Annotated in this window: 11 protein-coding genes and 1 tRNA gene; 1 reads left to right on the forward strand and 11 read right to left on the reverse strand. The window is 54.3% G+C overall.

Annotated features, from left to right (window positions below):
• Positions 1–133: 133 nt before the first annotated feature.
• The 11 genes from HMPREF2726_RS11900 to HMPREF2726_RS11950 all read right to left on the reverse strand — a co-directional run bounded on the left by HMPREF2726_RS11900 (position 134) and on the right by HMPREF2726_RS11950 (position 13,579).
• Positions 134–1,267: an AAA family ATPase gene (locus HMPREF2726_RS11900; protein ID WP_009311978.1), complete on the reverse strand. Its 1,134-nt coding sequence runs from the start codon at positions 1,265–1,267 to the stop codon at positions 134–136.
• A 32-nt stretch (positions 1,268–1,299) separates the two neighbouring features.
• Positions 1,300–2,106 carry an RNA ligase family protein gene (locus tag HMPREF2726_RS11905; protein WP_009311976.1) on the reverse strand — a complete coding sequence of 269 codons (807 nt, stop codon included), beginning with the start codon at positions 2,104–2,106 and terminating at the stop codon, positions 1,300–1,302.
• A 53-nt stretch (positions 2,107–2,159) separates the two neighbouring features.
• Positions 2,160–3,461: a polyamine export protein PaeA gene (locus tag HMPREF2726_RS11910; protein WP_009311973.1), complete on the reverse strand. Its 1,302-nt coding sequence runs from the start codon at positions 3,459–3,461 to the stop codon at positions 2,160–2,162.
• Positions 3,462–3,634: 173 nt separating this feature from the next.
• Positions 3,635–4,399 carry a hypothetical protein gene (locus HMPREF2726_RS11915; RefSeq protein WP_009311971.1) on the reverse strand — a complete coding sequence of 255 codons (765 nt, stop codon included), beginning with the start codon at positions 4,397–4,399 and terminating at the stop codon, positions 3,635–3,637.
• Between the two features lie 105 nt (positions 4,400–4,504).
• On the reverse strand, positions 4,505–5,677 hold the full coding sequence (locus HMPREF2726_RS11920) for an NYN domain-containing protein (RefSeq protein WP_070603475.1): 1,173 nt from the start codon (positions 5,675–5,677) through the stop codon (positions 4,505–4,507).
• A gap of 67 nt (positions 5,678–5,744) precedes the next feature.
• On the reverse strand, positions 5,745–6,731 hold the full coding sequence (locus tag HMPREF2726_RS11925) for a malate dehydrogenase (RefSeq protein ID WP_009311965.1): 987 nt from the start codon (positions 6,729–6,731) through the stop codon (positions 5,745–5,747).
• 125 nt (positions 6,732–6,856) lie between these two features.
• Complete coding sequence (gene radA, locus HMPREF2726_RS11930; protein ID WP_036490966.1) at positions 6,857–8,236, reverse strand: DNA repair protein RadA; 1,380 nt, start codon at positions 8,234–8,236, stop codon at positions 6,857–6,859.
• A gap of 110 nt (positions 8,237–8,346) precedes the next feature.
• The gene (locus tag HMPREF2726_RS11935) at positions 8,347–9,837 is read right to left on the reverse strand and encodes a S41 family peptidase (protein ID WP_009311961.1); all 1,491 of its coding nucleotides are present in this window, start codon (positions 9,835–9,837) and stop codon (positions 8,347–8,349) included.
• Positions 9,838–10,101: 264 nt separating this feature from the next.
• The gene (locus HMPREF2726_RS11940; protein WP_070603477.1) at positions 10,102–11,856 is read right to left on the reverse strand and encodes a peptidoglycan DD-metalloendopeptidase family protein; all 1,755 of its coding nucleotides are present in this window, start codon (positions 11,854–11,856) and stop codon (positions 10,102–10,104) included.
• Between the two features lie 183 nt (positions 11,857–12,039).
• A complete protein-coding gene (locus HMPREF2726_RS11945; protein WP_009311957.1) occupies positions 12,040–12,684 on the reverse strand; it encodes an alpha/beta hydrolase in 645 nt (214 codons plus the stop codon).
• A gap of 103 nt (positions 12,685–12,787) precedes the next feature.
• The gene (locus tag HMPREF2726_RS11950) at positions 12,788–13,579 is read right to left on the reverse strand and encodes a polyamine aminopropyltransferase (protein WP_009311955.1); all 792 of its coding nucleotides are present in this window, start codon (positions 13,577–13,579) and stop codon (positions 12,788–12,790) included.
• A gap of 242 nt (positions 13,580–13,821) precedes the next feature.
• On the opposite strand from HMPREF2726_RS11950, the gene HMPREF2726_RS11955 reads away from it, so the two are divergent.
• A tRNA-Thr gene (locus HMPREF2726_RS11955) sits at positions 13,822–13,897 on the forward strand.
• Positions 13,898–13,967: the final 70 nt, after the last annotated feature.

Consider the following 13,967-nt stretch of genomic DNA (forward strand, 5'->3'; position numbering starts at 1 on the left):
ACAAAGGTCGTCTGAAAATTTTCAGACGACCTTTTCTATTCAATCCCAGATAAATCCAGAAATTTGATGGATGCCCATTTTCGCAGGCTGCCTGACCTTTATGGTTGGCAACCGCACTTCGGATGCGGACCGGTTAACCGGAAACCACAAAATCCACCGTATGCGCTTCGCTGTAATCGGGGATTTCCAGCTTGTTGATCATGCGGTGTATCACATCGTTCGGCACGGAATGTTCGCGGTTACGGTTTTGCGACAGCAATTGCGTGTAAGGCACTTCCAAATAAATCAGGTGTACCCGCGCGCCGTAGTCGGCGAACATAGGCAGCCACTTGCTGCGCAGGTCGCGGTTGAGGTTGGTGGCGTTGAAGACAAAGGACGTGCGGGCGCGCAGGTATTCTTTTGCCTGCTCTTTCCCCAAACGCACGGCTTCGGCGGTGTGTTTCGGGTCGGCGGGGTCGAGTTTGCGCTCGCGTCGGATGTTGTCCAGCGACAGCATGGGCAGATGGGCGAGGTTTCGACGGATATAGCTGTCTTTGCCGCTGCCTGCTATGGCGCACATGGCGTACACGTCAAAGGTTCTGTCGTCAAACGGCTGGTAATCGGGCATGTCTCTGCGGGCGTTGAGATAGAGATAGCGGCCGTAATCGCTGGCGAAATTGCGCGCTTTGCCCCAGCAGTCGTTTTCTTCGCACAGCTCGCGGAACAAGTCGATGCGCAGCAGGATATCCTGTTGGTCGCGGCAGATGCGACCTAGAACGTCGGCTTTGGCAAGCATGGCGAGGTGAGCAGTATTGACCTGCAAAGAAGCGGCGATGACGGCGCGTTCCGGACTCGGTTTGTCGATTGCCCACAGAGGCAGTCCGTGCAGACGCACGAGTTTGGCTATCGCTTCGCGCACGGCAAACGGCGTGGCAAGTTCGGTGTAAAGCAGGGCGCGGGCAGTGTATTCACCTTTTTTGGCATGGTTCGGCGACACAATCCGCTCTTTGCCGCCTTGGATCTCACGTTTAGTGGTGCTGCGTTTTTCTACATCATGCAGCATAGCGGCGGCAAACAAGATATGTTGCTCCTGCTCGCTGAGTGTTTGGAATTCAGGCAGTTGCAGCAGGGCTTCGCACACCATTTTAGTATGGACGAATACATCGCCTTCAGCGTGCCATTCAGGATCCTGCGGCACGTTTTTCATATCGGCAAACCAACTGAAGCGATGCTCCAAGGCTTGCCAGTCGGGAAGTTTGCCGGGTGTGTAATGGGGGAATGTCCACATGGTAGTCTTTCTTATTATTGGATGACTTGACTTCAGGCCGTCTGAAACTGCCAGCTTTGCCAATGGTATTTATCATAATCGATAAGGCGGGCGGGCTTCCAAGTTTTTGTCCAATGCACATCGGTTTTAACGTGTTTGGCGCGAACAAGTTTAAAGAGGTTGTCAAACTCGTTGGACTGTACGGGCAGGTTACCGTTGTTAGTGGCAAAATCAGCGGCATTGCGGATGACGAAGCCTTCACTGCATGCTTCGCCTGTTTTCGGGTCGTAGCCGCCGAGTTTGCCTGCGGTTTGCACGCTGTCTGTCCATGTTGCACCTAAATTGGCGAGCAGCCATTGCTCCAAAGCGGTGTCTTCGTCGGTGTATTTTTGGGTGAAGTCGGCAAGCGGATGCACGATGGGAAGTTCGGGGACTGTGGGGAAATCGAACAGCTGGGCATAGAATTTAACTTCTTCCCACGACAGCCAATGTCCGCCGCGACGGATGGCAAACAGGTAAAAATAGCTTTTCAACTGCGAATAGGCGATGGAGTGGATACCGTACATGTTTTCGCCGAAAAGTTCGAGGTCACCCAAGTCGTCTTTGATGTGCTGCCAGCGTTGCAGCAGCGGTTTGTCCCACGGATGTTGGGTGGGGGCGGCATGGCTGCGGGCATAAAGACCGTGGGCGGCGAAGCAGTTGTTTTGCCCGTCCAGCTTTTCGGTCAATACCAATTGCGGCAGAGTAGCGAAATGCGCGAGGTAGCCGCGAGGCATAAAGCGGTCGTCTGAAGTTGTGCCCAAGCTGATGGGTGCGTGCAGGCTGCGGGCGTATTTTTGTGGTTCGGTGTTCGCCATCATGATTTGTCCTTGAAATTTATTTTTTAAGTTTTTCGGATGGTTTCTGCGGCTGATTATATTTTTTCTACTGTATCGCTTTGTTTGGACACCAAAAGCTGGTCGATTTTCAGATTTTCGGTGTCGATGATTTCAAATTTATAGCCCGCGTAAACCAAAAAATCGGTGCGTTTCGGGATTTTGCGCAGGGAATACATCATAAAGCCGGCGATAGTTTCGTAGTTTTCCGAGTTGGGAAATTCCTCGATGTCCAGCGCACGCATGACGTCGGCGAGCGGGGTCGCGCCGTCCACCAGCCAGGTATCTTCGGTGCGGCGGATGATTTGCGGCTCTTCTTCGGTATTGACCAGCTCGCCCATGACGATGCTCATCACGTCTTTCAGCGTTACCACGCCGACCACCAGCGCGTATTCGTTTACCACTACGGCAAAGTCTTCGCCGGAAGTTTTGAAGGTTTCCAATACATCGTAAAGCGACAGTGTGTCGGGGATGAACAAGGCTTTGCGTAACACGCGCTTGTCGGTCAGGCGGACGTCTTTTTCTTTTAAAAACAATGTCAATAGCGTGTGCGATTCGATGTAGCCGATGACGCGTTCCAAATCGCCGTCGCACACCAAGAATTTGTTGTGCGGTTTTTCCGACATCATTTCCAACACGGTATCGCTGCCGTCGTTTTTATCGAAATAGGCGATGTATTCGCGCGTGCTCATGGTGGAAGTCACCGTGCGCGCCTGCATGTCGAAAATGTTTTCAATCAGGTAGTGTTCCTGCTCTTTCAATACGCCCGCCTGCGCGCCCGCATCGACGACGGCGTAAATGTCTTCCGAGGTCAACTGCTCTTGGCGGACGGTGGAGATTTTGAAGAGTTTGAATATCGAGTTCGCCAGTCCGTCAAATGTCCAAACGAAAGGCTTTAGGATAAAAATCAAAAACATCATCGGCCGCACGATGCGCACCGCCACCGCTTCGGGATGGGTCATCGCTATGCGCTTGGGCATCAGGTCGGCAATCAGGATGAAGCTGCCGGTGACCAGCGCAAACGTCAGCAGCGACGCGGCCGTACTGCCCCAACTGCCCGCGTTTGCCAACAACCCGCCGAAATAAGGGCGCACCGCCGCTTCGCCGACGATACCGGCGAGAATGGCGACGGCGTTCAAACCGATTTGGACGACGGTGATGAAGCTGCCCGGCTGCTGCTGCATATTGAGCACATCAAGCGCGCGGGTGTCGCCGCCGTCTTTTGCCATGACTTGCAATTTGATTTTGCGCGCCGAGGCGAGCGCGAGTTCGGAACAGGAAACGAATGCGCTAATGACGATCAGCAGGACCAATAACAATAAGGCTTCGAGAATATTCATGAAAAACGGTGTGTGTGGCAAACAGAGGACATTTTAGCATTAAAGGTCGTCTGAACGACGAACCGCCCCTTGTGGTTGGATGGGTTGTCCAACTTTGGGAGCGGTTCAGGTTTCAGACGACCTTTTGCCTTTTGGCTACGGTTACATAAAAAACGTAGCGGCAAATAACGGGTTTATTTGCCCAGCAGTTCGATGCTGCAAGCTACTTTGCCGACACGCATTTCGGCTGTGCCTGAACAGCCTGCGGGCAGTATGCGGCGGAAGGATGCAAGCTGTTTCGGGTCGGGCGTAATTTTCAGGCGCAGGACGGTTTGGGGCAGGTGCAGGCGGCTTAGGGCTTCTTCAGTGCTGATGTCGTAGACTTTCTTGAATTGGTCAAAGGTATTGTTGCGTTTGTGGTCGAAGACGGTAACGCTGCCGTCTTCGTTGAAACGGTAGGTATTTTCGCCTTTGATGATGATGTCCCTGTCGTAGATGCGGACGATTTGCAAACGGCCGTTTTCATCGTAGCGGTATTGCAGGCCATGATCGGTGCATCCGTAATGGGATTCGCAGTTTTCGGCCAAAACGTAGGCAAACGAGGTGCTGCTGCCGGCAGTATGAGCCCAGCAAAACTGCAGGCCGTCTTGTCCGGCATCGCAGCCTTTGGGGTTGTCTCGTTTTTGGGCGGCGACTTTCTGCTGCAACTTTTGAAATTCTTCCTCAGACATAAGCGTGTCACCGCGGCGGATTCGTTCACGTTCAATCTGTTTTTGTTGCCTGTTATATTCACGTTGTCGGGCAGCTTCAATGTCGCGCTGCTGCATTTCGTGCAAGATGTGTGGGGGTATGCCTTGGCAGTTTGAGCCGTTGCAGGCGGCGGCATCCTGCGCCCACAGTGCGGCGGCAGATACGGCGGCGATGACGGCGAGTTTCGGGATGATGTTTGCGGAAGTCATGATTTTCCTTTTAATGATTTTGAGGTCAGTTCACTTGGGATTTAGATTTTCAGACGACCTCTTCAGATTGGGCGGCAGATTGTCTTTTGCCTCCAAACCTATGGCTTAACCTTTGGCGGTAAAGCGTTTGTTGACGCGCAGGCGTTCGCCGCGGCCGGCTTTTTTGATTTCCAGCCAGTCGGTGTAGATGGCGTGGATGAGGTGGTTTATGGTTTCAAAGCCGTATTGCTGCGGGTCGGTGCCTTGTGCGGCGAGTTGCTTCGATACGTCGCTCAAACGCGCCCAGCCTTGTTCGTCGGCGTGGGTGTCGACTGCCTGCTGTACAGCGGGGATAACGCGGGTAACGGGCAGTTTGCTGCTTTTGGCGGCGGGTTCGGGTTTGGCGGGTGTCGGCTGTGCGGTGTCTGCCGCTGGGCTTGGCGCGGTGTTTTCGTTCTTGGCTTGGTTGTTTTTTTTGCTGCGCGTTTTGCGTTTTTGCGCGGCGTTGGGGTCGTCTGAAACGGTTTCTTCTGCATGATGGGTTGCCACCGGGTTTTCAGACGACCTCTCTGTCGGTTTGTCGGCGGATTTGCGGCGGCGGACTTGGAGTTGGTTGTTGTCGGTGCGGTGTTCGAAGATGTCGAAGGATTTGATGAGGTCGGAGAGTTTGCCGTAGCCGTACAGCCTTGAGTCGAAATCGGGATTGATTTTGCTGATGTAGCTGCCGATGGGGCCGAGGTTTGCCCAGCCGAGGTCGTCGGCGTTTTCGCGCACGGCGCGTTTGAGCAGGGACAGCGCGTCTGGGGCGGCGGCAGGGGTGTTTTTGCCGCTGTTCTTCTCTTTTTCTTGGCGTTGTTTTTCGGGACGGAAGATTTCGGTGTAGATGAATTTGTCGCAGGCTTTGCGGAAGGCTTCGGGCGTTTTCTTTTCGCCGAAACCATACACGGTCAGCCCGCTTTCGCGCAGGCGGCTTGCCAGTCGGGTAAAGTCGGAATCGCTGGATACGATGCAGAAGCCGTCGAAATTGCCGCTGTATAGCAAATCCATCGCGTCGATGACCAGCGCCATATCGGTGGCGTTTTTGCCTTTGGTGTAGGCGAATTGTTGGACGGGGATGATGGCGTGGGGCAGGAGGGCGGCTTTCCATTTGGAAAGGCCGTGGCTCCAGTCGCCGTAGATGCGTTTGACGCTGGCGATGCCGTATTTGGCAACTTCTTCGAGCAGGCGGTCGATGATGTCGGCGGGGGCGTTGTCGGCGTCGATGAGGACGGCGAGTTTTTTGTTGGCCAATGTGGTCATGGGGACTCCGTGGTATTCATGTCAGTCGAGGTCGTCTGAAAACCGGTTTTCAGACGACCTCGATCTATTAAAGCATATCTTGTATGGCGGCGCGTTCTTCTTCCAGCTCCGCCAGTGTTGCGGCGATGCGTTGGCGGCTGAATTCATCCGACAAGTCCAAGCCTTGGACGATGCGGTAGCTGCCTGCGTCGCAAATGACGGGGAAACCGAAAACCAAACCTTCGGGGATGCCGTAAGAGCCGTCGGAGGGGACGCCCATCGTGATCCATTTGCCGCTGCTGCCGAGCAGCCAGTCGCGCAGGTGGTAGATGGCGGCGTTCGCAGCGGAGGCGGCGGACGACGAACCGCGCGCGGCGATGATGGCGGCACCGCGTCCGGCGATTTTCGGCATGAAGACTTCGGTGTTCCAATCGGGTTCGGTAATCATGTCTTGGACGGACTCGCCGTTGCTGGTGGCGTAGCGGTAGTCGGCGTACATGGTCGGGCTGTGGTTGCCCCAGACACACATTTGCTCGATGGAAGGAATCGGGCGGTTGATTTTCTCGGCGACTTGGCTGACGGCGCGGTGGTGGTCGAGACGCATCAGGGCAGTGAAGTTTTCCGGCGGGATGTCGGGCGCGGACTTCATGGTGATGTAGGCGTTGGTGTTGGCGGGGTTGCCGACGACGAGGACTTTGACGTCGCGATGGGCAACTTTGTTCAACGCCGCGCCTTGTACTTTGAAGATTTCGGCATTGGCGTGCAGCAGGTCGGCGCGTTCCATGCCTTGCGTACGCGGGCGCGCACCGATCAAGAGGGCGATGTCGGCATCTTTGAAGGCGACTTCGGGGTCGTCTGTGGCGAAGATGTCGGCAAGGAGCGGGAAAGCGCAATCCTGCATTTCCATAATCACGCCGCGCAATGCCTGCTGCGCCTGAGGCAGGTCGAGCAATTGCAGGATAACGGGTTGGTCGCGTCCGAGCATAATGCCGCCGGCGATACGGAACAGGGTCGCATAGGCAATTTGCCCTGCTGCGCCGGTAACGGCGATGCGGACGGGAGGTTTGAGTGTCATGTTTTTCCTTTTGAAGTCGTTGTTTTACTTGGTTTGCGGATTATAACAGCATTGAGTATTAGAGAATGAAAAGGTCGTCTGAAACTGGGAATAGGATTTCAGACGACCTTTCATGTTGCTGTCTGTCAATTTTCCGCATCGCGGCAGATGTCGATGGCTTCCTGAAGGCTGGAAACGCCGAAGATTTTTAGATTCGGAAACTCTTTTTCGTTGCGCGGCATATTGGCTTTGGGGACGATGGCGCGTTTGAAACCGAGTTTTTCCGCTTCTTTGAGCCGTTCTTGTCCGCGTGCGACGGGGCGGACTTCGCCGCTGAGGCCGATTTCGCCGAAGGCGACCATTTTTTCAGGCAGCGGGCGGTTGCGGAAGCTGGAGAGCATGGCGAGGATAACGGCGAGGTCGGCGGCGGGTTCGCCGATTTTCACGCCGCCGACGGCGTTGAGGAACACGTCTTGGTCGAAGCAGGCGATGCCGCCGTGGCGGTTGAGGACGGCGAGCAGCATGGCGAGGCGGTTTTGTTCGAGGCCGACGGTGAGGCGTTTGGGGGTGAAGCCGTGCGCATCATCAACCAATGCCTGAATTTCGACCAGAAGCGGGCGGCTGCCTTCCTGCGTGACCAAAACACACGAGCCGGGCGTGTCGTCGCGGTAGCTGGCGAGGAAGATGGCAGACGGGTTGGACACGCCTTTCAAACCGTTTTCGGTCATGGCGAACACGCCCAGTTCGTTTGCCGCACCGAAGCGGTTTTTGATGGCGCGTATCATGCGGTAGTTGGAATGTTGGTCGCCCTCGAAATACAGCACGGTATCGACCATGTGTTCCAGCACGCGCGGGCCGGCAATCGCGCCGTCTTTGGTAACGTGTCCGACCAGTATCATGGCGATGCCCATTTGTTTCGCCATACGCGTCAGTTGGGCGGCACATTCGCGCACCTGCGACACGGAGCCGGGGGCGGAGGTGATTTGGTCGGAATACATGGTTTGGATGGAGTCGATGACGACGACTTCGGGCTGATGCTGTTTCAACGCCGCTTGAATGGCTTCCATGCGGATTTCGGCAAGCAGGTTTACGCCTTCGGTGGGCAGTTCTAAACGTTGCGCGCGCAGGGCAACTTGTTGGGCGGATTCTTCGCCGGAAACGTACAGCACTTTGCGGCTTTGCGCCATTTTGGCGATGGTTTGCAACAGTAGCGTGGATTTGCCGATGCCGGGGTCGCCACCGAGCAGGATGACCGCACCATCGACCAAACCGCCGCCCAATACGCGGTCGAGTTCGCCCATGCCGGTCGGATTGCGCGGCACTTCGGTGGCGGTAACGGCGGAGAGGGATTGGACGGTCGAGGTATCCGCCGCCCAAGATTGGAAGCGGGCGTTTTTCGGCTCGGGCGCGGCCAGGCTTTCTTGAAGCGTGTTCCACTCGCCGCAATGCGGGCATTTGCCTTGCCATTTCGGGGAAGTGCCGCCGCATTCGGTGCATTGGTAGATGGTTTTGGGGGCTTTTGCCATGATGTTTTCCCTATGGGATTTTTGAAGTGTGAAAAGGTCGTCTGAAAACTGATAGCGTTTTCAGACGACCTTTTTTCAAGGATTCGGACTGAGCTTATTTGCTTTCGTCTTTACCTACCGTCTTTCTTGTCTTTTTTCGGAGCCGGTTTTTTCGCCGCCAAACCTAAAGACTTCTGCCATTCGGCTGGATTTTTCACCAAATCCAAGGCTTTGCGGAGCTGGTCGTCTTTGGCTGGATTAGGAATACGACGGCTGGAGAGGTCTTCGTCTTTATCTTTGTCCTTGCCTTTTTTGGACTTGGCGTTTTCGTCGGCTTTGGCGGCTTCGTTTGAATCAGGCGTGCTGATTTCGTTGCTGCTGTTGACGTCTTCGCCACCGAGCGGGTTGCCGATGTGTCCGGCGAGGTCGGCTTCGCGGCTTTCAAAAGCGCGGTCTTTGTCTTTGACTTCGACGTCTGGGACGATGCCTTGCGCTTGAATCGAGCGGTCGTTCGGCGTGTAATACAGCGCGGTGGTCAGTTTGACTGCGCTGCCGTTGGACAGCGGAATCAGGGTTTGAACCGAGCCTTTGCCGAAACTTTGCGTACCGACGACGACGGCGCGTTTGTGGTCTTGCAGCGCGCCGGCAACGATTTCGGAGGCGGAAGCGGAGCCTGAGTTAATCAACACGGTCATCGGGATGGTTTTCAACTCGGCAGGCAGATCTGCCAGCGGGTCTCTGCCGCTCGTGCGGATGTAGTCTTCGGGACGGGCTTTCAATACCATACCCTCTTTACCGTCGCGTCCTTTGGTGCTGACGACTTTTGCGTCTGCGGGCAGGAAGGCGGCAGAGACACCGACCGCGCCGTCAAGCAGGCCGCCCGGGTCGTCGCGCAGGTCAAGGATGATGCCTTTGAGCGGCGCGCCTTTGTTTGCCTTAATCAGAGCTTTGGCAGCTTCGTTGATGCCCGCTACGGTGCGCTCTTGGAATTGGGACACGCGGATGTAGCCGTAGTTTGGCTCAAGCAGGTGGTGGCGGACGCTTTTGACTTTGATGATGGCGCGGGTCAGGTTGACGACGATGGGTTTGTCCACGTTTTTGCGCGAAAGGGTCAGGGTGATTTTGGTACCTGGTTTGCCGCGCATTTTTTTCACGGCTTCGCTTGTGGTCAGGCCGCGAGTGGAGACGTTGTCGATTTTGGCGATGAAGTCGCCGCTTTTCACGCCTGCACGCTCGGCGGGCGTATCTTCAATCGGGGCGATGACTTTGATAAAGCCGTCTTCCTGACCGATTTCCATACCCAAGCCGCCGAATTCGCCGCTGGTGGATTCTTTCATGTCGGCATAGCCTTTTTTATCCATATACTCGGAATGCGGGTCGAGGTCGGATACCATGCCTTTCATCGCGCCTTCAAAGAGGTCGGCGTCGGATTTGTCTTGGTAATAATTGGCTTTGATTTGCCCGTAGACTTCCGCCATGTTGCGGATGGATTGTACGGGCAGGGTTTCGTTGTCTTTTTTGTCTTTTTCGGCGGCAAAGCTTTGAACGCTCAAACTGAGGGCGACACCGCTGAATGCGCCGAGTGTGTAGAGTGCGACTTTTTTCAAAGTGGATGTTGACATTATGAATGGCTTTCTTTTTGTCTTATTTCATTTCAGACCGTAATGACTGTGAAACGGGGTGGGAAATATTGCTTCAGACGACCTGAATATACATTCGCAAGACTGTATGCGATTTACGCTTGGTAAACAACAGGGTTAGCGTAAAAAATATCTGCGCAGGTGTAAAAGCTTTTGAATATAGGGCCGTCGGGTCGGGTTGTTAAATTTCAGACGACCCCGTGATACGGCAAAAGGTCGTCTGAAAATGTCAAACCGGTTTACAGGTCAGCTTATCCAGGAGAGCGGGTTCATTGCCTGCCCGTTGTAGCGGACTTCCAGATACAGGCCTTCCATGCCCGAAGGCAGGGTTCCGCTGATGCCCAGGCGGTTGCCAGCGGCTACGGCGTAGCCTTTGGCGACTTCGATTTCGCTCAAACCTGAATAGATGCTGATATAGCCGTCGCCGTGATCGATGACGATGACTTTGCCGAAACCTTCCAATTCATCGGCGTAGGTAACCGTACCGCCGGCAATGCTGCTGACGATTGCAGGAGTCGTTTGGTAGAACACGCCTTTCCAAACTTCACCGTCGCCGCGGTCTTGTCCGAAGAGTCCGGCAAGCGTGCCGCTGACCGGTTTTTTCAGACGACCCTGCATGCGGCTGAAGCTGTTGGCATTGCTGATTCTGACGTAGGAAGGCGCGCGGATGTTCATGTCTTCTGCGGTCAGGTTGGACATGGCGGCGCGTTCGTCAGCGGCTTTTTGCGCGGCGGCGGCGCGGTCTTTGCGTGCTTTTTCAGCGGCGGCAAGACGGGCTTCGGCGGCTTTTTTACGCGCTTCGGCTTCCTGGCGGCGTTGCTCGGCTTTACGCTTTTCCAAGTCTTTCAACAGATTGTTCAGGCGTCGTTCGTTTTCTTTGTGGTTGATTTTTTTCTGCGCCTCTTTTGCCATCTGTGCGTTTTGGCGGCGGCTTTCCGCCTGTTCGGCAGTGTTGGTTACACCTTGGCGGCGCAGCGAGGACTGAATGTTGACCTGAAGTTTTTTCAGGTATGCCAGTTCGTTGTTGATTTTCTGCTCTTGCGCTGCCAGCTCTTTTTGCTGCTTCTCAAGGTCTTTGATGACTTGATCGTTGGCGGTGTTGATATAGCGGGTGTAACGCAGGAAGCGGGTTTTCTGACCCGGCTCGGCATTTTTCAGGAACAGGGCAACGGCGTTAGGCTGGCTGTTTTTATAGTTGCCTGAAACAAAACGGGAAATTTGCGCGCGCGTATTGGAAACCTGAGTTTTCAGGTAGTTCAAATCAGCATTGAGTTTTTGAAACTTGTCCCATGCGTCGCGCTGTTGGCGGTTGATGGCGGACAGGTTGATACGGCTTTGCTGCAACTGCTTCAACGTGGTGTTAACGTGGATGATGAAACCTTCGTTGCGGCTGCGCAGCGATTTTTTGCTTTCCAAATCATTGGCGGCGGCGGTTACTGCGGCTTTGAAGTCGTCTGAATCGGCGACAGCGGTTTTCTTATCGGCTTTGTCCGCTTTTTTCTCGACGGTTTTTCTGTCCTGTTTTGCCGCTGCTTCGTCTTTTTTAGGCAGCTCGGCGGCTTCTTTTTTTGCCTTTACATTGTTTTTGGCTGCGGGTTTGTCTGCCGCTTTGTCTTTGCCTTTTACAGGCTCGGTTTTTGCGGGAACGGCTTTGCCTGCCTTCTCTTCCGCTTTGGCTTCACCTTTTTTGGTTTTGTCGCCTTTATCTTGTTTTTTAACTTCTTTGTCGTTTTTGCGTTCTTTGGCACGCTCGTTTTTCGCCGCTTCGGCAGTTTCCTTTTTGCTTTTGGCTACGGGCTTGTCATCTGCCTTGTCCTTAGCGTTTTTCGCGGCAGGTTTGGCTTTGTCTTTGGCAGCTTCTTTTTTAGCAGGTTCGGCGTCTTTTTTGTCTTTGACGCTTTTTTTGACAGGCGCAGCCTTTTCCTTGGGCGCGTCTTTGGCGGCGAAAGAAGGCGAAGCGAAACTGATGAGCAGGGCGAGTAAAAGAGGTTTGTAACGCATGATTGGATTCTGGATCGTTAAAATAAAGGCAATAGGCGGAATTATATAGTCAGCGGGGTCGTCTGAAAATATTGTTCAGGCAATTAAAACGGCGGTCATGCTGTGTTGTTTGTCATATCGGATTCAGTATGGACAAGCTGCACGGCAAGGTTTGGCATCATATTATTTAATATGATGCTCCGTTTATTTTTGTTGTAAAACCGACGGCACGAATCGGGCGATGGTATCGCGCAGGACGATGAGTTTGCCGTGGAAGAAATGGGATGAGCCGGCAATGGTGATGACGGGCAAACCTTGCGGTTCCGCCCATGTCCAAGCCTTGCTGATTTCAACGACTTCGTCTTCTGCGCCATGAATCATCAGGGTTTTGGTAATGTCAGGGACGGCTGAAGGTTCGGGGCGGTCGGTGTAGTGGTGTACTGCCGCGCCGATAAGCAGCAACAAATCCGGTTCGCGCTCTTGGGCGGCGAAGGTGGCGACATAGCCGCCGAAGGAGAAACCTGCCAATGCGAACAGTTCGGCTTCGGGGTGTTGTGCGCGGGCATAGTCGATGACGGCGATGCAGTCTTGTGTTTCGCCGCGTCCGTAATCGTGTGTGCCTTCGCTGTTGCCTACGCCGCGCAGGTTCGGCAGGTAACAGTGAAAACCGAGCTGAGATAAGGCTTTGGCGGCGGTTTGGATGACTTTGTTGGTGTTCGTGCCGCCTTGCAGCGGGTTGGGATGGTTGATGACTGCTACGCCTCGTGCAGGTGTTTGCGCGGCAGGCAGGAAGATGGTTTCGAGCAGGCCGACAGGGCCGGATATTTGGATGATGTCAGGTTTCAACATGGGTTTTCCTTTATTTTGTGTGTGCTGTGAGGGCGGGGTTATTGCTTTATCAGGTGTTGCCGTCGCCCAATCTGTATTTGGGTTTTCAGACGACCTGCTCATCTCACAGATAAAAATGTTTGCCGTTGTTGGGGTTGTTTGCTTTCAAATCGTTCAACATCCGTTTGAAATCCAAGCCGTATTGTCCGCTTAACTTTTCCGCGCGCTTTTTCAGCTTGTCGAGGTTTTGCTCTTTCGGGCTGCTTTGGAACGCCATCACCGCCATATTGCCGTGGCTTTCGGCGGGCAGTTCCAGCACGCGGCCTTCGAAGACGTTGAGCAAGCGTTCGATAAAGCGTTGGTAGCGTTTGTCGCCGCTCCACCAGTTGGTCACGAACACGCCGTCGGGCGAGAGGGCGTGGCGGCAGTCTTGGAAGAAGGGTTCTTCCACCAGCGCGTCGATGATTTGTTCGCCGTCGAAGCCGTCCACCAGCACCGCGTCGGTATTGTGGCGGAACACTTTAATGTATTCCGCGCCGTCCGCTTCGACGATTTCGAAGTTTTCCCCTTCAAACGGCAGCTCGAATAGGCTGCGGGCGACGGCGATGACCTGCGGATTGATGTCCACGGCGGTTTGCTTGGTGTCGGGCAGGTAGCTGTCTATCCAGCGTGCGAACGAGCCGCCGCCCAAGCCGATTTGCGTGATGTGTTTCGGCGTTTCTTCGGTAAACAGAAGCCAGCCCATCATTGCGCGGCTGTACGATAAAACCAGTTCGGCAGGATGGTCGAGGTTCATCGAGCTTTGGATGGTGTCGCTGCCCAAATGCAGCGAGCGGATGTTGCCTTCTTCGGAAATGCCGACTTCGGGCAGGTCGGACTTGGCGGGGCGCAGGCGGCGGTAGGGGTGTCGTGGCATGATGTGGACGGATGGAGGGGAAAGGGGGGTATTTTATCAGAGTGTCGTCTGAAATGCTTTTTGTGCGGGTGTTTTTCAGACGATCTTACGGTTATATATCTGAGTGGCTTGGTTTATATATGGTGTAATCATTACGTCTGAAATAAATTTCTTTTTAAATCAGATATTTTTTATAAAAATTTACTTTGTGGGCAGTAAGCTATTGCCAAGCGGGGCAGTTAACGGCATAATTCGGCTTCTTTGCCGGTATAGCTCAGTTGGTAGAGCACCTGACTTGTAATCAGGGGGTCCCGAGTTCGACTCTTGGTGCCGGCACCAGTTTATCGCTGAAGGTGCCGCAAGGTATTTCAGTAAGCCGGTATAGCTCAGTTGGTAGAGCACCTGACTT

The sequence above is a fragment of the Neisseria sp. HMSC074B07 genome (assembly GCF_001810355.1).
Taxonomy (GTDB): domain Bacteria; phylum Pseudomonadota; class Gammaproteobacteria; order Burkholderiales; family Neisseriaceae; genus Neisseria.